This is a genomic window from Planctomycetota bacterium (assembly GCA_039819165.1).
Lineage (GTDB): Bacteria > Planctomycetota > Phycisphaerae > Phycisphaerales > UBA1924 > JAHCJI01.
Map to the genome: position 1 here is coordinate 2,197,623 of JBCBSM010000001.1, position 17,646 is coordinate 2,215,268.

Below are 17,646 nucleotides of genomic sequence, written 5' to 3' on the forward strand. Positions count from 1 at the left end.
CGAGAGGCGACAAGAGCGCGCTCCGGGGGCCACGCGACGACGACGCTCGGACGGCGTCGCTCTACGCTTGCCGGTGACGACCACCCCCACGCCACCCCGGGATCGTACATTGGCCGCGCCAAATGGCCGGGCAACGCAAGCACACGCCGGTTCGCCACCCTGGACCACCGCCGACGCCGCCAACCTCTACGGCGTGCATCGCTGGGGCGCACCATACTTCGTTATCGGTCCAGACGGCCGCATGCGTGTGCGGCCCCGCGGCGCTGGCGGCCCGAGCCTGGACCTGATCGAGATCGTCGACGGGCTGCGGGCCCGTGGGCTGGAGGCGCCGGTGCTGCTTCGCTTCGACGACATCGTGGACCACCGGCTGGCGGCGCTGCGGGAGGCCTTCGATGCGGCGATCGCCGACGAGGAGTACCTCGGCGCGTACCAGGCGGTCTATCCCATCAAGGTCAACCAGCAGCGATCGGTGTGCGAGCACATCCGCGATGCCGCGCAGCGGGAGGGCTTCGGCCTCGAGGCGGGCAGCAAGCCCGAACTGCTGGCGGTGCTGGCACTAACCGCCGACGCCACGGGCGTGCCCATCGTGTGCAACGGCTTCAAGGACGCGGAGTACATCGAGACGGTGATCCTGGCCAGCCGCATCCGCGAGCGGATCTATCCGATCGTCGAGCGACCGGGCGACCTCGACCTCATCGTGCAATACGCCCGCGAGCACGGCGTGCAGCCGCGCATCGGCATCCGGATCAAGCCTGCGGCGAAGGGCGTGGGCCGCTGGCAGAGCTCGGGCGGCGAGACGGCCAAGTTCGGGCTGACGGCCGCCCAGCTGCTCGAGGCCGTCGAGACGCTCCGCGAGGCCGAGATGCTCGGCTGCCTGCAGGTGGTGCACTTCCACATCGGCAGCCAGGTCAGCGACATCCTGAGCTTCAAGGCCGCGCTCACCGAGCTGGCGTGGACCTACGCCGAGCTGCGGCGGCTGGGCGCGGGCGTGGAGATCATCAACGTCGGCGGCGGGCTGGGCATCGACTACGACGGCAGCCGCAGCGCCAGCGACAGCAGCGTGAACTACGACCTCAGCGAGTACGCCGCCGACGTCGTCTATCGCATCAAGGCGGTGTGCGACGAGGCGGGCCAGCCGCACCCAGGCATCTTCAGCGAGAGCGGCCGCGCGATGGTGGCCCACGGCAGCGTGCTGGTCGTCGACGCGCTGGCCAGCAGCGGGCTGCCCAGGCCCGTCGACGCGCCGGCGGTGCGGGCACGGCTCGGCGCCATGGACGACCCGCCCCGCCCGGTCGTCGATCTGCTGGACGCCTACGAGCGGATGCGGAGCGGACGCATCGCCGAGATCAGCCACGACGCGCTGGCGGCCCGCGACGAGGCCATCAGCCTGTTCCAGTACGGCCATTTGAGCCTCGACATGCGGGCCACCGTCGAGCGGCTCTTCAAGGCGCTCGCCGCCGGCGTGCTGCAGCGGCCCGACGCCATCGACGAGGACGGCCTGCTCATCGACGCCGTGCGGCCGCTGGCGGGCGTCGTCCGCGAAACGTATTACTGCAACTTCAGCATGTTCCAGTCGATGCCCGACGCGTGGGCCATCGACCAGCTCTTCCCGGTATGCCCGCTGCGGCGGCTCGACGAGCGGCCCACGCGGCGGGGCATCCTGGCCGACATGACCTGCGACAGCGACGGCGCCATCGTCCGCTTTCCATCCGCGGAGGGAGAGGACTACGACGAGGCGCTCACGCTGCACGACGTCCGCGCCGGCGAGCCGTACGAGCTGGGCGTCTTCCTGGTCGGGGCCTACCAGGAGGTGCTCGGTGACCTGCACAACCTCTTCGGCGACACGCACGCGGTGCACATCGTGGTGGACGAGGCCGCCAACAACTCGGGCTGGGCGATCGACGAGGTCGTCGAGGGCGACACCGTCCGCGACGTCCTGGGCTATCTCCAGTACGACGACGCCGAGCTGCGCCGCGCGATGCGGCGCGACGTCGAGCGGGCCGTCCGCGCCGGGAACCTGAGCGTGGCCGACGGCACCACGCTGATGCACTTCTACGAGGACGGCCTCGCGGGCTACACCTACCTCGAATAGCGCGCTGGGGCGCGGACGGTGGCACCATGCGGGAACGCGAGCTGCTCCAACGCATCGCCGAACGCAGCGCCGACCTGGGCGCGGCCTTTCCGGGCGTGCTCGTGGGCCCCGGGGACGACTGCGCCGTGCTCGCGGGAGACCCGCGGCCGCTGCTGCTGACCGTCGACCACCTGGTGCAGGGGCGCCACTTCGACGATGCGCTCCCGCTCGATCTCGTCGGCCGCAAGGCGGTGGCGCGCTCGGTGAGCGACATCGCCGCGATGGCCGGCCGGCCCGCCTGGGCGCTCGCCACCGCGCTGCTGCCCGCGGGCTGGCCGCACGCCGACGAGTTGTTCGGACACATGGCCGACGCGGCACGGGCCTTCGGCTGCCCGCTCGTGGGCGGCGACGTCGCCAGCCACGCCGGTGACGGCCCGCTCACGCTGACCGTGACGGCGGGCGGCCACCCGGTCGGCGAGCGGCCGGTGCTGCGGAGCGGCGCGAACGCCGGAGACTCCGTCTACGCCACCGGTCGCTTCGGTGGCTCGCCGGTGGCGCACCGGCACGCTCGCTTCGATCCACGCGTCGAGGAAGCCGCCGCCCTCGCCGGCCTCGCGACCGCGATGATCGACGCCTCCGATGGCCTCGGCGTCGACGCCGGCCGCATCGCCGAGGCGTCGGGCGCAACCATCGAACTGGACGCCGCCACGATCCCGGTGCATCCCGATGCCCGCGACCTCGACGCGGCGCTCGGCGACGGCGAGGACTACGAGCTGGTCTTCACGGCGCCCGATGCAGCAACCGTGCCCGAGGCCATCTTCGGCACGCCGATCACCCGCATCGGGTTGGTGGTGGAGCGCGGCGAGCACGCGTGCGTCGTGGTCCTGCCCGGCGGCGCGCGGCGGAACGCGAGCGATCTAGGCTTCGAGCATGGCTAACGCCGGCATCCAGACGCTCGCCACCGCGTCGGCGGAGGAGACCGAGGCCGTCGGCCGACGACTGGCCGCCGGGCTGCGGGGCGGCGCCGTGCTCGCGCTCGAGGGCGACCTGGGCGCCGGCAAGACCACGCTGGTGCGGGGCCTCGCCGCGGGCCTGGGGCTCGATCCCGCCGCCGTCTCGAGCCCGACCTTCGTGCTGGTGCAGGAGTACGCCGGCGACGACGCGCGACTCGGCTTGGCGCACATCGACGCGTACCGGCTGTCCGGCCCGGACGAGCTCGAGGGCCTCGACTGGTCGCGGCTGCTGGCCGACGACGGCGTCGCGATCGTCGTCGAGTGGGCGTCCCGCGTCGCCGCCGCCCTGCCGGCATCCCGCACCACCACGGTCACGCTCGCCGCCACGGGCGAGTCTGCCCGCTCGATCACCATCGAGCCGCCGCGGACCTGGACGACCTGCCCCGCTACGGGCATCCGCGTGCCCCCGGACGCGCCCAGCTGGCCCTTCGCCAGCGAGCGGGCGCGGCTGGCCGACCTCTACGGCTGGTTCGCGGGCACCCACACGATCTCCAGGCCCATCGAGGAGGGCGACGACCCCTCGGAGTTTCCGCCCGAGGGCTGACCGCGCGCGTGTTACCATCGCCGGATGATCGCCCGGACCCCCGTATCTCTTCTCGCACAGTCGTCGGACGACCCACCGCTGACGGCGTGGTCGCTGTTCCTGCAATCGCTGGACGTGTTCACGGTGGTGCTGGTGGCGGGGTCGATCGCCGCTGCCGCCCTGTTCTACCGCTGCGTCGCCGACGTGCGGCGGACCCGGATGCTGCCGCCCGAGGACCTCGGCCGGCTCGACGCGCTGACCGCCACCCGCCCGCTGTCGGAGATCGCCGCCTACGTGCGGGGGCGGGACGCCTTCCCGGCCATCGTGCTACGGGTGATGCTGGAGAGCGCGTACACGTCGGCGTCGGCGCGGGAGGCCGCCCAGACCGCCGCCGACGCCGAGTGCGCCCGCTGGCTCCGCCGCATCGAGCCGCTCTCGACCATCGGCAACCTTGCTCCGCTCGTCGGGCTGGCGGGCACGGTCTGGGGCATGATCCTCGCGTTCACCACCATCGGCGTCGAGGGTGGCACCGCGGGGCCCGCCGAGCTGTCGCTGGGCATCAGCAAGGCGCTCTTCCACACGCTGCTAGGGCTGTGCCTCGCGGTGCCGACGCTGCTGGCCTATGGCTGGCTGCGGGGACGGACCGATCGGCTGTGCGACGAGGCGCTGGCGATCTCGGCGACCTACGTCGAGCGCGTGGCCGCGCGGCTCGACATGCCTCCCGCAGACGACGACGCGCCCGAGCAGCCGGCCGTCGCGGAGCCGGGCGCGGCCGAACCCGACGACGAGCCGCGGGCCGGGGACGGCTAATGCGACGCCGGCGGCGGGTCCGGGAGAACGGCGCGGGCCATCTCAACGTCACGCCGATGATCGACGTGGTGATGTGCCTGATCATCTTCTACCTGCTCGTGGGCCAGCTGGCCTCGCAGCAGCGGAGCCAGCTGGTGCTGCCCCGCTCGAGCTCGGGCGATCCCGAGGCCGACGCCGCGGGCGTCTTCCTCAACGTGCGGACCGAGGGCCCGAACCTGACGATCGACGCCGACGGCGTGCCGCTCGATCGCGGCGAGCTCCCCAGCGTGCTTCGCGGCGTGCGGGTCGTGCACCTCCGCGCCGATGCGGCCCTGCCCTACGCCGCCCTCGCCCCCGTGCTGGCCGACCTGCGCGACGCGGGCGTCGACGCCGTCCGGGTCGCCACCGAACGCACGGGCTCGCCCACCGGCCCCAGGCTGCGGGTGGCGCCGTGAGGCGGAGCCGCGACACCCGGCCAATCTACGGCCCCAACATGGCGCCCATGGTCGACGTGGTGCTCGTCATCCTCGTGTTCTTCATGGCGACGGTCGTGTTCGTGGGGCCCGAGTGGTTCCTGGCCGCGGGCCTGCCCCGGACCGACGGCGGCGACGCCCCGCCGGCCGACGCCTTCGCGCTGCCCGAGCCCGCGCTGGCCGTGCGGGTTCGCGTGGTCGACGGCGCACCGGTCGTCTTCGGCCTGGGCGGCGATCCCATCCCGCTGGCGGACCTCGAATCCACCGCCGCCCGCCGCCTGAGCGCCGCCGACCCGGCAGCGCTCATCGTCCGCCTGAGCGGGGGCGACGGCGCGACCTGGCAGCACGTCGTCGCGGTGCAGGACGTTCTATCGAGGCTCGGCGTGCGGCGGATCGGGCTGGAGGCGGCGATGCCGTAGGACGGCTCAGAACTCCGCCTGCTTCGGCGCCCGCGGGAAGGGGATCACGTCGCGGATGTTCTGCATGCCCGTGCAGTACATCACCAGCCGCTCGAAGCCCAGGCCGAAGCCCGCGTGCGGCACGGTGCCGTAGCGGCGGAGGTCGCGGTACCAGCCGTACTGCTCCTTGGGCAGGCCCATCGCGTCGATGCGGGCGTCGAGCACGTCGAGGCGTTCTTCGCGCTGGCTGCCGCCGACGAGTTCGCCCACGCCCGGCACCAGGACGTCCATGGCGGCGACCGTCTTGCCGTCGTCGTTCATCCGCATGTAGAAGGCCTTGATGTCCTTGGGGTAGTCCGTCACGATCACGGGCTGCTCGAAGGCCTTCTCGGTCAGGTAGCGCTCGTGCTCGCTCTGCAGGTCGGCCCCCCACTCGACCGGGAACTCGAACGCTTCGCCGCTCTTTTGCAGGATGTCGATTGCTTCGGTGTACGGCAGCCGCCGGAACTCCGCGCCCGCGACCATGCGGAGGCGCTCCGCAACGCCCTTCTCGATCCGCTCGTTGAAGAACGCCATGTCGTCACCGCAGTGCGTCAGCACGTCGTCGAACACGTACTTGAGCAGGTCCTCGGCGAGCTGGGCGTTGTCGGCGAGATCGGCGAAGGCGATCTCCGGCTCGATCATCCAGAACTCGGCCAGGTGCCGGCTCGTGTTGCTGTTCTCGGCCCGGAACGTCGGGCCGAACGTGTACACCCGGCCCAGCGCGCAGCAGTAGGTCTCGACGTTGAGCTGGCCCGACACGGTCAGGAACGACGGCTTGCCGAAGAAGTCTTCGCGCCAGTCGACGTCGCCCTTGTCTTCCGTGAGTGGCGGGCTGATCGCGTCCAGCGTGCTCACGCGGAAGAGGTGCCCCGCGCCCTCGGCGTCGCTGGTGGTGATGATGGGCGTGTGCACCCAGTAGAAGCCGTGCTCGTCGAAGAAGCGATGCACCGCCATCGCCAAGCGGTGCCGCACGCGGGCGACGGCGCCGAAGGTGTTGGTCCTGGGCCGCAGGTGCGCCACCTCGCGGAGGTACTCGAAGGTGTGCCGCTTGGCGCTGGCGGGGTAGGTGTCGGGATCCTCGACCAGGCCGACGACGCGGACGGCCGACGCCTGCACCTCGACCCGCTGGCCCTTGCCCTTGCTCTCGACCAGTTCGCCCTCGACCTCGACGGCGCAGCCCGTCGTGAGGTGCAGGATCTCGGCCTCGTAGTTGGCCAGGTCGTTCTTGGCGACGACCTGGATGGGATCGAAGCACGAGCCATCGTGCAGCTGGATGAAGCTCAGGCCGGCCTTGGAGTCCCGCCGCGTGCGGACCCAGCCCTCGAGCGTCACGCGCTCGCCCACGTCGGCGGCCAGGGCTTGCTTCACGCGCATCGGGCTCATGTTTCACTCCTGTTCGCGGGCCGCAACCCGGCGAGGCGGGCATCGTACGCTTGGGCATGATCGAGCCACGCCCCCTCGCCGTCGCCGGCCTCGCCGCGTCCGCCCTGCTCGCCGCCGGCTGCGCCTGTGGGCCGTGCGGCGATCCCATCATCGAGCAGTCGCAGCCCGCCGACGACACGCAGGCGGCCGCACCCGAGCCCATCACGGTGCACGAGTGGGACCGCTGGCGGATCGCCGGCCAGCCCATGCCGAGCGACTACGCCCTCCAGGCACAGGACGGCACGGCGCTCGTGGTCAACCTGCGGACGCAGGAGGAGATCGACAGGCTCGACTTCGATCCGGCAGCCGAGGCCGAGGCCCGCGGCATGCGCTACGTGCACCTGCCGATGGGCGGCGATATTGGCTACGACGCAACGCAGGTCGACGCCTTCGCGGCCGCGATCGACGGCGTCGACGGACCGGTGCTGGTGCACTGCGCGTCGGGCGGCCGCGCGCGGCACCTGTGGGCGGCCTACCTCGTCGAGCACGAGGGGCTGCCCGTCGGCGAGGCGATGCTCCGCATGGAAGAAGTCGGCGGCAACCCCGCCCTCATGGAGCGGCTGCTGGGCCATCGGCTCAACTACACCATCGGCGAGCCGCTGCCGGCGACGCCCGACGACGACGGCTGATGGGCCCCGACGACGACATCTGTCTGTGCTTCCGCGTGCCGCTGCGGAAGATCACCGCCTTCATCGAGCGCGAGGATCCGCCGGTGGCCTCGCTCATCTCCGAGTGCCTCGGCGCGGGCACGGGCTGCGGCTGGTGCGTGCCCGTGCTGCGGAAGTTGCACGCCCAGCACGCCGCGAGCGAGCCGATGCGCATCGAGGCCGACCCGGCGGCGTACGCCGAGGGGCGGCGTGTCTATCGCCGGGCGGACGGCGGCGATCCACCCCCCGCGGCCACGACCGAACAGACATAAGAAGCGCCCGGAGGTCGCACCCGACGTAGCGACGGACGGCGAGGCGCTTGGCACCCCCAGATCCGGGGGCACCGAGTAGAAAAGGCGACCCGACGCCACGAGATGCCGGGTCGCCCTTGCGAGGAATGCACCCCGAGTACCGACCGGGGCAGGCCCAGCATACCGAGAAACCCGCCCGGACGCAAGCCAATCTTGCCCCGCCGCCCAAAACCGGCGATCGGCCCCGAACGCGGAGCGATCGCCGTCACGATTTCGATGGGGCGAGCGCGAACGGCCCACGCCGGCTCGCATCGGCAGAATCGGCGCGGTCGGCGGATCTACTCGTCGAAGGACCGCAGGCTGAGGTTGATCTCGGCCAGCCGCTGCTTCACCTCGCTGAGCGACGTGGCGCCGAAGTTCTTGACGCCCATCAGCTCGGCCTCGGTACGGCTGACCAGGTCGCCCAGCGTCTGGATGCTGAGCAGCTGCAGCGCGCGGCGGGCACGCACCGACAGCGCCAGGTCGGTGACCGGCTTGTTGAGCATGGCCTCCTGGCTGGTGCCGCGGAAGCGATCGAGCGCGCTGCGGCGGCCCGAGCGGTGGCCGTCGTCCACGCCCTGGCCGAGCGCCATGCCCTTGCCGGCGAGCATCCGCTTGATCTCGTCGAGGCTCGACTCGCCGAAGTTCTTGTAGCTCAAGAGCTCGGCCTCGGTGGTCCGCAGCAGGTCGCCCAGCGTGCGGATGTTCATCCGCTTGAGGGCGGTGCGGGCCCGCACCGAGAGATCGAACTCGGTGACGGGCGTCTCCAGCTCGGCCCGCCGCTTGAGGTGATCGCGCTCCGAGTCGTCCTCGGGCCGCATCTCGCGGCTGGCGGCGACGTCCTTCATATACAGCCGCGCGCGGATGTGGTTGGGATCGGTGTCGAGCACCTGCCTCAGGCACCGCTCGGCCCGGGCGTACTCGGCCCGGTCCTCGTAGAGCACGGCCAGGTTGAGCAGCGCGTTGACGGGCGCGGGCATCTTCTCGCAGACCCGCTCGTAGAGCGCGATGGCCTCGTCCTCCTCGCCCAGCAGGTCGAGCTGGTAGGCCAGGTGGAACATGGCGTCGTCGTTCTGGGGGTCGGCGTTGATCGAGGCCCGCAGCGCCTCGATGGCCCGCTCCCGCGCGCCCGCCTCGATGTGGACGAGGGCTTCCTTGTACAGCCTGGCGCCCTCGGCGGCATCGCCGCCGGCGCCGATGACCACGTCGAGAGCGCTGTTGGACGTGCTCGATGTCACGCAGAACCTCCGGATGGTGCTTGCAAACGCGGTGCCCGACCGCTCGATGCCAGTCGCAATGCTAGGCGTCGGCGGGCGGCCGGGCCTTGTCCGGGGTGGGCCCGTTGGCTCGCGGATCGGCATCCGGCGGCGGGGCCTCGGCCAGCCGCATCCGCTTCCAGGCCCCCATCCGGAAGCGGACCAGCAGCGCCAGCCCGAGCACGACGATGTAGGCGCTCGCGCCGATCCACGGGCCCAGCACGCCCCACTCGGGCTTCAGCTCGATGGCCAGGTGGCCCCCGCCGACGATGAGCGCCCACGACAGCGTGATCGTCAGGATGCTGGGCACCAGCGTGTCGCCCGCGGCCCGCAGGGCGCCGCTGATGGTCACCGCGACGGCGTCGAAGACCTGGAAGACCGCGGCCGCGATCAGGATCAGCGCACCGGTCTGGAGCAGCTCGGCGGCCTCCTCCGCGGGCGTGCCCTCGGGCACGAACAGGCCGATGAGCTGCTCGCGGAAGATCACGAAGCACGCCGCGCAGCCGCCCATGTACGCGACGGCCAGGCCCGTGCCGAGCCAGGCCCGCTTCTCGGCCAGGTCGAGGCGGCCCATGCCGATGAGCCGCCCGACGATCGCCGTCACCGCGATGGACAGCCCCACCGTGGGCATGAACGACAGGCTCATGTACCGCAGCGCGATGTGGCCGGCGGCCTGCTGCGCTTCGCCGAAGCGGCCGCCCAGCACCACCAGCAGGTAGCCGAAGCACACCATCTCGTTGACAAACATCAACCCCGCGGGCGTGCCGACGCGGAGCAGCTCGCCGATGGGCTTGATGCGCGGCCGCCACGATGCCCGCGTCGCGAAGCTGCGGGCCCACCGCGGCCCGAGGAACACGACGGCGGGGAGCACCAGCTCGACCGCGCTGCCGATGACCGTGCCGATGGCCGCGCCCACCAGGCCCATCTCGGGGATGCCCAGCGGCTCGAAGCCGAAGATCAGCACGAAGTTGGCGAGGATGTTGGCGGCGTTGCCCAGCAGCGCCGCGGTCATCGGGATGACCGGGCGGTGCATGCCGAAGAAGTAGTTCGCCACGCCCTTGCTGGCCATGGGCAGCACGGCGCCTGCCAGCAGGATGGTCGCGTACTGGGTCTCGTGGCGGATGAGCTCCTCGCTGTGGCCGAAGGCCTCGAACATCCGCGGGTACAGCCAGATGAGCGGCAGCATGAGCGCGGCGGCGACCACGCTGATCCAGAACTGGGCCCAGGCGTACCGCGCGCCCTTCGCGGGCGTGCCCGCCCCGAGGTTCTGCGACACGAAGCTGTTCACCACGCCCGCCATGCCGAAGATGATGGACATGGGCACCCACACGCTGAAGCCGCCGTTGCCCTGGGCGGAGACGTAGATGGGGTCCTTGCCCCACAGCGCAACCATCCACGAATCGACGAACTGCATCAGCGTGTGGCTGGTCATCTGCACGACGCTGGGCGCCGCGATGATCAGCATGTCCACAAGCGGGTGGCGCAGGAAGGCCCGCTGCTCCCTGGGGTCGCCCGGCAACGTCACGCCGCACCACCCCTCGCGAGCGCGACCGCCAGCCGCAACGCCGCCACCATGGAACCGCAGTCGGCGACGCCGGTGCCCGCGATGCCGAAAGCAGTGCCGTGGTCCGGGCTGGTGCGGGGCGCGGGCAGTCCCAGCGTGGTGTTGACCGCCGACTCGAAGGCCACCAGCTTGAGCGGCGCGAGTGCCTGGTCGTGGTACATCGCGACGACCATGTCGAAGCGAGACGACGGGTCGGTCCGCCGCGCGTCGCGGAAGATGGTGTCGCCCGGCAGCGGGCCCTCGACGCACAGGCCGGCGGCCCTCGCGCGCTCGACCGCCGGCGCGATGACCCGCTGGTCCTCGAAGCCGAGTGCGCCGGCCTCGCCCGCGTGGGGGTTGACGCCCGCCACGCCTAGCCGCGGCCGCGCGATGCCGAGCGTGCGGCAGAGTTCGGCCGACAGCTCGATCACGTCGACGATGCGATCGGTGGTCAGCGCGCCGGCGACCTCCCGCAGCGGCACGTGCGCCGTGGCCAGCGACACCAGCAGCGGCTCGCTCACGAACGCCATCGCGTGCCGCCGCGCTCCCATCCGCTCGGCCAGCAGCTCGGTGTGGCCCGTGTGGTCCCGCAGGCCGGCGGCGAACCAGGCCTCCTTGCTGATGGGCCCGGTGCAGATCGCGTTGGCCCTCGCCGGGTGGCCCTCGGGCAGCCGCGTCGCGTCGATGGCGGCCAGCACGGCGGCGTGGCTGATGGCGCCGCCCCGCGGGCCGGGCGCCGCCTCGAAGGGCGCCCCGTCGTCGGCGTGCGCATCGCACACGGTGACGTCAGCCCGAGGATCGACGTCGCCCGCGTCGCGCACCACGGGCCACGCGTGCTCGCCCATCGCCCGGGATGGCCCGTACACGACGCTGCGGGCGCCATCGGTGGCACCGGCCTCGAGGGCGCCGCGCAGCACCTCGGGCCCGATCCCGCCCGGATCGCCCATCGAAATCGCGATCACGGGCCGCCGTTCGTGCGTCATGAGCCGGGGATGGTATCTCCGCGCGCCGCCGGGGCCGGCGGCCGCAAGCCCTAGAGTCGCCGATGAATGCACGCTCCATGCGCGTAGACGACCCGCGTCGATCCCGAGCGGCCCTGCTGCTGGTGGCGATCGTCTCGGCCCTGGTCCTGCCCGGTTGCAGCGGCAACGGCGAGGGCGAGGGCGACCAAGCAGCCGATACGGCCGCCGACAGCGCCGCCGGCGATTCCACCGAGCCAACGCCGGGCCCCCAGCCGCAGGACGCGCCGCGGGAGCCGACCGTTGCCGATGCCCCGCCATCGGACGATGCCCCGGAGCCGCCCCCGTCCGAACCGACGACCGAGCCCGCTCCGGAACCAGAAGTACAACCCGAGCCCGCGGCGTCGGAGCCTGATGCACCCGAGCCCTTTACCCAGCTGGGCATCGAGGACCTGGTCGTCGGCGATGGCGAGCTCGTCGAGCCCGGCGCGACGGTCACCATCCACTACCGCGGCACGCTGGCCAGCGACGGCTCGGAGTTCGACTCCAGCTATTCGCGCGGCCAGCCCGCCACGTTCCCGCTAAGCAGCCTCATCGCGGGCTGGCAGGAGGGCATCCCGGGGATGCGCGTGGGCGGCACGCGGCGGCTCGAGATCCCGTGGGCGAAGGCCTACGGCGCCTCCGGCCGGCCGCCGACGATCCCGCCGATGGCCGACCTGATCTTCCAGGTCGAGGTGCTCGGCGTCGAGAACCCGCCCAAGCCGCCGCAGCTGGCCACCGAGTTCGAGGGCGAGCCGGTCGACCTGGGCGACGGCCTAGTCATCCGCGACATCGCCGTCGGCTCGGGCGACACCGCCATCGAGCCGGGCGCACCGATGGTGCTGCTGCACTTCGTGGGCGCGGTGGCCGACACGGGCGAGATCTACGAGTGGAGCCGCCGCACGGGGCAGCCCGTGACGCTGCGGCTGGCCAACACCCTGCCGGCCTTCGAGCGGGGCGTCGTGGGCATGAAGGCCGGCGGCGTGCGACGCATCGAGGCCCCCGCCGCGCTGGCCTTCGGCGACGCCGAGCGGCGCCCGCCGGGCGTGCCCGCCGGCGCCGATCTGGTCTTCGAGGTCGAGGTGCTCAGCTTCCGCAACGCCCGCAAGCTCGCCGCCGAGTGGCTCCGCGAGGAGGACCTGGGCGAGGGCCTCGTCCGCCGCGTCGTGCGCGAGGGCGACGCCGGCGGGGCGGTCCTGCCCGACGACGCCTCCATCACGATCCACCTGATCGGCGAGCTGCAGGACGGCACCCGGATCGACTCGACCTACGACGCGGGCCAGCCCATCACCATCCCGCTGGGCAAGGCCGTCGAGGGCTGGAAGCGGGCGCTGCCGGGCATGCGGCCCGGCGGCGTCATCCAGATCGTGATGCCCCCGGAGCTGGGGTTCGGCAGCGAGGGCAGTCCGCCGCTGGTGCCGCCCGACGCCACGCTCGTCTACGAGATCGAGCTGATCAACTGGAAGCCCGTCCGCACCTGGTCGACCACCTTCGCGAGCGAACCTGAGGTCGTCGCCGAGGGCATCACCATCCGCGACGTGCTCGCCGGCACGGGGGATCTGGCCGAAGAGGGCCGGACCGCCGTGGTGCACTACCTCGCGCAGCTCGAGGACGGCACGCAGGTGGCCGACACCTTCTCGGTCAACCAGCTCCAGGTCGTGCCGCTCGTCGTGGAGGAGCCGCTGCCGGGCCTCCGCCGCGCCCTCATCGGCATGCGCGTCGGCGGGGTCCGCCGCGTGGAACTGACCGCCGACCAAGCCTTCGGCGACGCCGGCAACGAGCCGCTCGTCCCGCCGGGCAGCGCGATGGTCTTCGAGGTCGAGCTCATCGGCCTGCAATAGCGGGGCCAGACACCGGCGGCACGCGAAACCACACACAACGCACACCCGCGAAAGGAATGCACACATGGGCGAGCGCATCGAGATGACCGGCGGCGTCGTGGCCGAGGAGATCCAGGTTGGCGACGGCACCGAGTGCCCGCCGGGCGCCACCGTCAAGGTCCACTACACCGGCACGCTCGAGGACGGCACCAAGTTCGACAGCAGCCACGATCGCGGCGAGCCCGTCGAGTTCCCGCTGGGGCGGCTGATCCAGGGCTGGCAGGTGGGCATCCCGGGCATGAAGGTCGGCGGCACCCGCCGGCTCGAGATCCCCTGGTCCATGGGCTACGGCGAGCGAGGCTCGCCCCCGAGCATCCCGCCGCGGGCGAACCTCATCTTCGACATCGAGCTGCTCGACGTGGATTGACCGACAGGGTCAGTGACCGGGCGACCTAGAGCGCGCCGTTGACCTCCGGGGCCGACATCCGCTCGGCCATGTGCTTCGTGTCCTCGGCGTTGGTCGTCACGAGGTAGTGCACGAAGTCGCCCCGCCGCCAGCCGACGACGGTCTCGGACTCGTCGCCCACGCGGAAGGCCTTGCCCTCGGCGAAGCGCTCGTCGTCGCAGTGCTGCACGTAGAGGCTCACCTCGACCTTCTCGCCCTGGGCGTTGAAGGCTTCGTAGAGCAGGTGGACCGAGGGGCCGTCGCCCGGCACGCCGCAGCGGCCGGCGCCGATGAGCCGCGCGTCGCCGCCCAGCAGGTGGGTCGTCGAGAGATCGGCGCCCAGCCAATCCCGGAAGGCCGCGGGTACCTGCGCGAGGTCGCGCTCGGTGAACTTCTCGATCATGTCGGGCGCCATGCGGCACCGCGAATGCTCGTCGGTCATGAAGCTGGCCAGCTGCAGGCCCGAGGGTGGCCCGCCGGCCGAGCCCGTGCCGAATTGCTGGAAGGCGATCACCGCGGTGACGACGAGAAGCACCGCCGCCGCCAGTGCCAGTGCACGGCCGACGAACGGGACGCGCTGCCGCAGCACGATGGGCTGCGGCGGATCGTCGTGCGCCTCGCCTGGATAGTGATCGTCCGCAGGCGTCGCGGACCGCACGTCGGAATGGGAATCCGATACGGGCTTGGCTCCATCGAGCGGCGTCGACGCGAGCAGCGCCGCCACGCGATCGCGGGTCGCCTGCGGGCACGGGGGCCCGTCCATCACGCGCGCCACGGCCGAGCGGAGCCGGCGCTCGTCTTCGACGAGATCGAGCACCTCGGGCCGCTCGGCGACCAGGGCATCGAGCCGGGCCTGCTCGTCGGCGAGCAGCTCGCCGTCGGCCGACCCGCGGATCAGGCGGGCGAGTTCGGCCTCGCCCAGGCCTCCAGGATTGCCACCACCAACGTCCGACATTGCCACCAACTCCGATTGCCAGGAGACGATCGAGCAGAGAACCCCGCGATGTTGCACCCGACGGGCCCCTCGGACCCCGATACGGGACCCGCGGCCGGCGTCGCTACACGCCTAACCCCGGTCCTCGCCGTTTTCATCCGAAGAAAGGCGATCCAATCCGAGTCTTTCTACCGTGGCGGCATCCGCCATCAGGGCGTCCGCCAGCAGCCGCCGGGCGCGGTGCAGCCGCGACATGACCGTCCCGATCGGCACTTCCAGAACCTCGGCGATCTCGCGGTACTTCAGCCCCTCGACGCCCCACAGCAGCAGGATCTCGCGGAACTCGGGCTTCAGCTCGGTGACCGCCTCCTTGAGCGAGTCGTCGACCTGGTCCCAGTCGAAGTGGGCCCGATCCCACGCGGGCATCGCCTCGCCCGGGCCGGTCTCGCCGTCGCTCTCCTCGAAGAACTCGCCCACGGGCGTCGGGCGGCGGCCCTCCCGCTTGAGGTCCGAATAAAACGCGTTGTGGGCGATCGTGAAGAGCCAGGCCCGCATGCCCCCGCCCCGCTCTTCGAAGGACTTCCACGTCTCGCTCTTGAGGGCGCGGAGGTAGACCTCCTGCACGAGCTCGTCGGCCCGGTCCGGGCTGCGCGTCAGGTGGTACGCCAGCCGGTAGACCGCATCGATGTGCTCTACCGCGCTCGCTTCGAACTCTGCTCGATCCATGGCACCACCCTGACGACCGCCGACGTGCACCGCCCCCGAGCAGGGTACTCCGCGGCGTGCGGCGACGCCCGATCGGCCGGCCGATAGCCTCGCGGGTGCCCGAGCTGCCCGAGGTCGAGACCCTCCGCCGATCGCTCGAGCCGCACCTGGTCGGCCGGACGGTCGCCGCCGCCACGCTGCACCGCCGCGACATCGCGGTCGCGCCGGGCGACCCGCCTGGCGGCTTCGCGCGGCAGCGAACCCCCGCCAGGCCCCGCCGCCTGGCACGCGACCAGATGCTCGCCGGCGCGGTGATCGCGGGCCTCGAGCGGCGGGGCAAGCAGCTGGCCATCATCGCGACCGACGGCCGGGCGATCCGCGTGCACCTGGGCATGTCGGGGCAGCTGCTCCGCGCCGCCCGGGCCGGCCGCCTGCCGGGCGACCACGTGCACGCGACCTGGCGCCTCGATGACGGCGGCCGCCTGGTCTTCCGCGACCCCCGCCGCTTCGGCGGGCTCTGGCTAGTCGACGCCGGGGGCGAGCGGTTCGACGCTGCGCTGGGGCCCGATGCCCTGGCCATCGGGGCCGCGGAGCTGCGGGCCGCCCTCGACGGCGCCCGCAGGCCCATCAAGGCGGCGCTGCTCGACCAGCGGGTGCTCGCGGGCGTGGGCAACATCTACGCCGACGAGAGCCTCTTCGCCGCGCGGATCCATCCCCGGGCGATCGCCGCCGCCCTGGATCCACCCCGGATCTCCGCCCTAGCGGCTGCCATTCGCCGCACGCTGGCGAGCGCGGTCCGGGCCCGGGGGTCCTCCATCCGCGACTACCGCGACCCCAGCGGTGAGCCCGGCGGGTTCCAGGCACGTCACCGCGTCTACGGCCGGGCGGGCCTCGCCTGCCACGGATGCGGCCGCATGCTGGCCTCGGATCTCGTGGCCCAGCGCACCACCGTCTGGTGCCCCGGCTGCCAGGGCACGGACTATTGACTGGTTATCCACATCATGGACACACGTTCGCCACGCGGCAGCCCAATGGCCGGTCCGGCTCGGGCCTCCTCTTCTTCTTGATATGAGAGAAAGAGATAGACGTAGCCGTGATCATCGCTGTCGGGATGTGTGCAACGCCGGGCCAACGGCCGTAAGTCTTTATTCCACAAAAACTTGGAATCATCGTTCCGCGCTCGTACGCCGTCGCTTGGCCGTCGCCCGCACTGTTGTCGGGGTGTCCCTGGCGGAAGCCGGAGTTCGGAGCGAACATCCTGCGCCCCGGGCCGCGCGCATCCGACAGGTTGCCCCCGAGCCAGGCGACAGGCACTCGCGGGGCCACGAGCATCCAATGAACCAACCCTCGCCATTGGCCGGCGAGGTCGGCACAGATGCAGGTTCTAGGGAAGGGGTGCCCGGGCGTGTGTGCCCGGATCCGAGAGGTCGATCAGCCGGCCATCTTGCCGGCCAGGGCGCCGATGATGGCGCCGAGGACCACCAGGCCCGCGGATGCGCCGGCCGCGATGAGCAGGCTGAGCTGGTTGAGCAGGTCGCCGAAGACGGCCTCGCCGCCGGTCATGATGGCGACGAGCACCGCGAAGCTGAGGGCCATGGCGACCGCCAGGCCCAGGCAGGCGCCGCCCGCGAGGCCCGAGGGCAGCGGGCTGATGGTCTCCTCGGCGTAGACGACGGCGGCGGGCTGGGCGGCGGCGGGGTTGCCGGCGTCCTCGAAGAGGGCTCCGCCGCCGACCTCGGCCCCTTCGCCCACCGTGGAGGCCTCGCCGTCGCCGGCGCCGAAGTCCTCGAGCAGGTCGGCCCCGAGCGAGGTGTCGTCGGCCTCGCGGGTCATGTCGAGCAGGCCCGAGCCCGAGGCGGCCGGATCGCCGTGGGTCTCCATGCCGAAGCTGGGAGCGGAGGTGATCTGGGTCTGGGCGGCGGCGTCGGCCTCCTCGGTCTCGTCAACGTCGAAGATGCTGATGCCGGTCTGCTCCTTGGCCTCGCCGGCCGCGGGCTCGTCGTCGGCGAAGCCCAGCACGCCCGAATCGTCGGTCTCCAGGCCGATGGCGGGCTCGTCGTCGGCGAAGCCCAGGCCGCCGTCGTCGTCGTCGCCGCTGGCCAGCAGGTCGACCTGGTCGACCTTGAAGATCAGCTTGTCGCCGTCGACGAACTTGCTGAGCTGGTTGGACTCCACGAGGGCCATGACCTCGTCCTCGGACTTGCCGAGCTTCTGGCACGTCTCATCGAGCGAGTAGAACAGCTTGGCCATCGCGATGCACTCCCAGGGCGTCGAGCC

General features: G+C 72.0%; 18 protein-coding genes. 11 read left to right on the forward strand and 7 right to left on the reverse strand.

Annotated features, from left to right (window positions below; genetic code table 11):
* The first annotated feature begins 73 nt into the window (after window positions 1-73).
* The 6 genes from speA to AAFX79_09630 are packed head-to-tail and all read left to right on the forward strand — an operon-like array spanning window position 74 to window position 5,288.
* Window positions 74-2,092: a biosynthetic arginine decarboxylase gene (gene speA / locus AAFX79_09605; GenBank protein ID MEO1008813.1), complete on the forward strand. Its 2,019-nt coding sequence runs from the start codon at window positions 74-76 to the stop codon at window positions 2,090-2,092.
* Between the two features lie 26 nt (window positions 2,093-2,118).
* Window positions 2,119-3,009, forward strand: coding sequence for a thiamine-phosphate kinase (gene thiL, locus AAFX79_09610; GenBank protein ID MEO1008814.1), 891 nt, complete (start codon window positions 2,119-2,121; stop codon window positions 3,007-3,009).
* Entirely contained in the window at window positions 3,002-3,628 is a 627-nt protein-coding gene (gene tsaE / locus AAFX79_09615) for a tRNA (adenosine(37)-N6)-threonylcarbamoyltransferase complex ATPase subunit type 1 TsaE (protein ID MEO1008815.1), read from the forward strand. The genes thiL and tsaE overlap by 8 nt, the downstream gene beginning before the upstream one ends.
* A 24-nt stretch (window positions 3,629-3,652) precedes the next feature.
* Window positions 3,653-4,417 (forward strand): MotA/TolQ/ExbB proton channel family protein, encoded by a 765-nt coding sequence (locus AAFX79_09620; GenBank protein ID MEO1008816.1) that lies wholly within the window; start codon window positions 3,653-3,655, stop codon window positions 4,415-4,417.
* Window positions 4,417-4,851 (forward strand): biopolymer transporter ExbD, encoded by a 435-nt coding sequence (locus AAFX79_09625; GenBank protein MEO1008817.1) that lies wholly within the window; start codon window positions 4,417-4,419, stop codon window positions 4,849-4,851. Before AAFX79_09620 ends, AAFX79_09625 begins: the two co-directional genes overlap by 1 nt.
* 38 nt (window positions 4,852-4,889) lie before the next feature.
* Complete coding sequence (locus AAFX79_09630; GenBank protein MEO1008818.1) at window positions 4,890-5,288, forward strand: biopolymer transporter ExbD; 399 nt, start codon at window positions 4,890-4,892, stop codon at window positions 5,286-5,288.
* Between the two features lie 6 nt (window positions 5,289-5,294).
* Here the strand turns inward: AAFX79_09630 and asnS are convergent, their stop codons facing one another.
* On the reverse strand, window positions 5,295-6,692 hold the full coding sequence (gene asnS, locus AAFX79_09635; protein ID MEO1008819.1) for an asparagine--tRNA ligase: 1,398 nt from the start codon (window positions 6,690-6,692) through the stop codon (window positions 5,295-5,297).
* A 56-nt stretch (window positions 6,693-6,748) separates the two neighbouring features.
* On the opposite strand from asnS, the gene AAFX79_09640 reads away from it, so the two are divergent.
* Complete coding sequence (locus AAFX79_09640) at window positions 6,749-7,360, forward strand: sulfur transferase domain-containing protein (protein MEO1008820.1); 612 nt, start codon at window positions 6,749-6,751, stop codon at window positions 7,358-7,360.
* Complete coding sequence (locus AAFX79_09645; GenBank protein ID MEO1008821.1) at window positions 7,360-7,650, forward strand: (2Fe-2S)-binding protein; 291 nt, start codon at window positions 7,360-7,362, stop codon at window positions 7,648-7,650. The genes AAFX79_09640 and AAFX79_09645 overlap by 1 nt, the downstream gene beginning before the upstream one ends.
* A gap of 317 nt (window positions 7,651-7,967) precedes the next feature.
* Here AAFX79_09645 and AAFX79_09650 read toward each other — a convergent pair whose 3' ends face one another.
* The 3 genes from AAFX79_09650 to pdxA all read right to left on the reverse strand — a co-directional run bounded on the left by AAFX79_09650 (window position 7,968) and on the right by pdxA (window position 11,450).
* A complete protein-coding gene (locus AAFX79_09650) occupies window positions 7,968-8,906 on the reverse strand; it encodes a DNA-directed RNA polymerase subunit alpha C-terminal domain-containing protein (protein MEO1008822.1) in 939 nt (312 codons plus the stop codon).
* A 61-nt stretch (window positions 8,907-8,967) separates the two neighbouring features.
* Window positions 8,968-10,449 carry an MATE family efflux transporter gene (locus AAFX79_09655; GenBank protein MEO1008823.1) on the reverse strand — a complete coding sequence of 494 codons (1,482 nt, stop codon included), beginning with the start codon at window positions 10,447-10,449 and terminating at the stop codon, window positions 8,968-8,970.
* The gene (gene pdxA / locus AAFX79_09660; GenBank protein ID MEO1008824.1) at window positions 10,446-11,450 is read right to left on the reverse strand and encodes a 4-hydroxythreonine-4-phosphate dehydrogenase PdxA; all 1,005 of its coding nucleotides are present in this window, start codon (window positions 11,448-11,450) and stop codon (window positions 10,446-10,448) included. Before pdxA ends, AAFX79_09655 begins: the two co-directional genes overlap by 4 nt.
* Window positions 11,451-11,512: 62 nt before the next feature.
* On the opposite strand from pdxA, the gene AAFX79_09665 reads away from it, so the two are divergent.
* Window positions 11,513-13,306: an FKBP-type peptidyl-prolyl cis-trans isomerase gene (locus AAFX79_09665; GenBank protein MEO1008825.1), complete on the forward strand. Its 1,794-nt coding sequence runs from the start codon at window positions 11,513-11,515 to the stop codon at window positions 13,304-13,306.
* A gap of 64 nt (window positions 13,307-13,370) precedes the next feature.
* On the forward strand, window positions 13,371-13,712 hold the full coding sequence (locus AAFX79_09670; GenBank protein ID MEO1008826.1) for an FKBP-type peptidyl-prolyl cis-trans isomerase: 342 nt from the start codon (window positions 13,371-13,373) through the stop codon (window positions 13,710-13,712).
* A 25-nt stretch (window positions 13,713-13,737) separates the two neighbouring features.
* On the opposite strand, the gene AAFX79_09675 is transcribed toward AAFX79_09670, so the two are convergent.
* Together AAFX79_09675 and AAFX79_09680 are read right to left on the reverse strand one after the other, a co-directional pair.
* Window positions 13,738-14,685 (reverse strand): hypothetical protein, encoded by a 948-nt coding sequence (locus tag AAFX79_09675; GenBank protein ID MEO1008827.1) that lies wholly within the window; start codon window positions 14,683-14,685, stop codon window positions 13,738-13,740.
* Between the two features lie 111 nt (window positions 14,686-14,796).
* Entirely contained in the window at window positions 14,797-15,390 is a 594-nt protein-coding gene (locus AAFX79_09680) for a sigma-70 family RNA polymerase sigma factor (protein ID MEO1008828.1), read from the reverse strand.
* Between the two features lie 95 nt (window positions 15,391-15,485).
* Here AAFX79_09680 and mutM point away from each other — a divergent pair, with 95 nt between their 5' ends.
* Window positions 15,486-16,355: a bifunctional DNA-formamidopyrimidine glycosylase/DNA-(apurinic or apyrimidinic site) lyase gene (gene mutM, locus AAFX79_09685; protein ID MEO1008829.1), complete on the forward strand. Its 870-nt coding sequence runs from the start codon at window positions 15,486-15,488 to the stop codon at window positions 16,353-16,355.
* 445 nt (window positions 16,356-16,800) lie between these two features.
* Here the strand turns inward: mutM and AAFX79_09690 are convergent, their stop codons facing one another.
* The gene (locus AAFX79_09690; GenBank protein ID MEO1008830.1) at window positions 16,801-17,619 is read right to left on the reverse strand and encodes a hypothetical protein; all 819 of its coding nucleotides are present in this window, start codon (window positions 17,617-17,619) and stop codon (window positions 16,801-16,803) included.
* Between the last annotated feature and the right edge of the window lie 27 nt (window positions 17,620-17,646).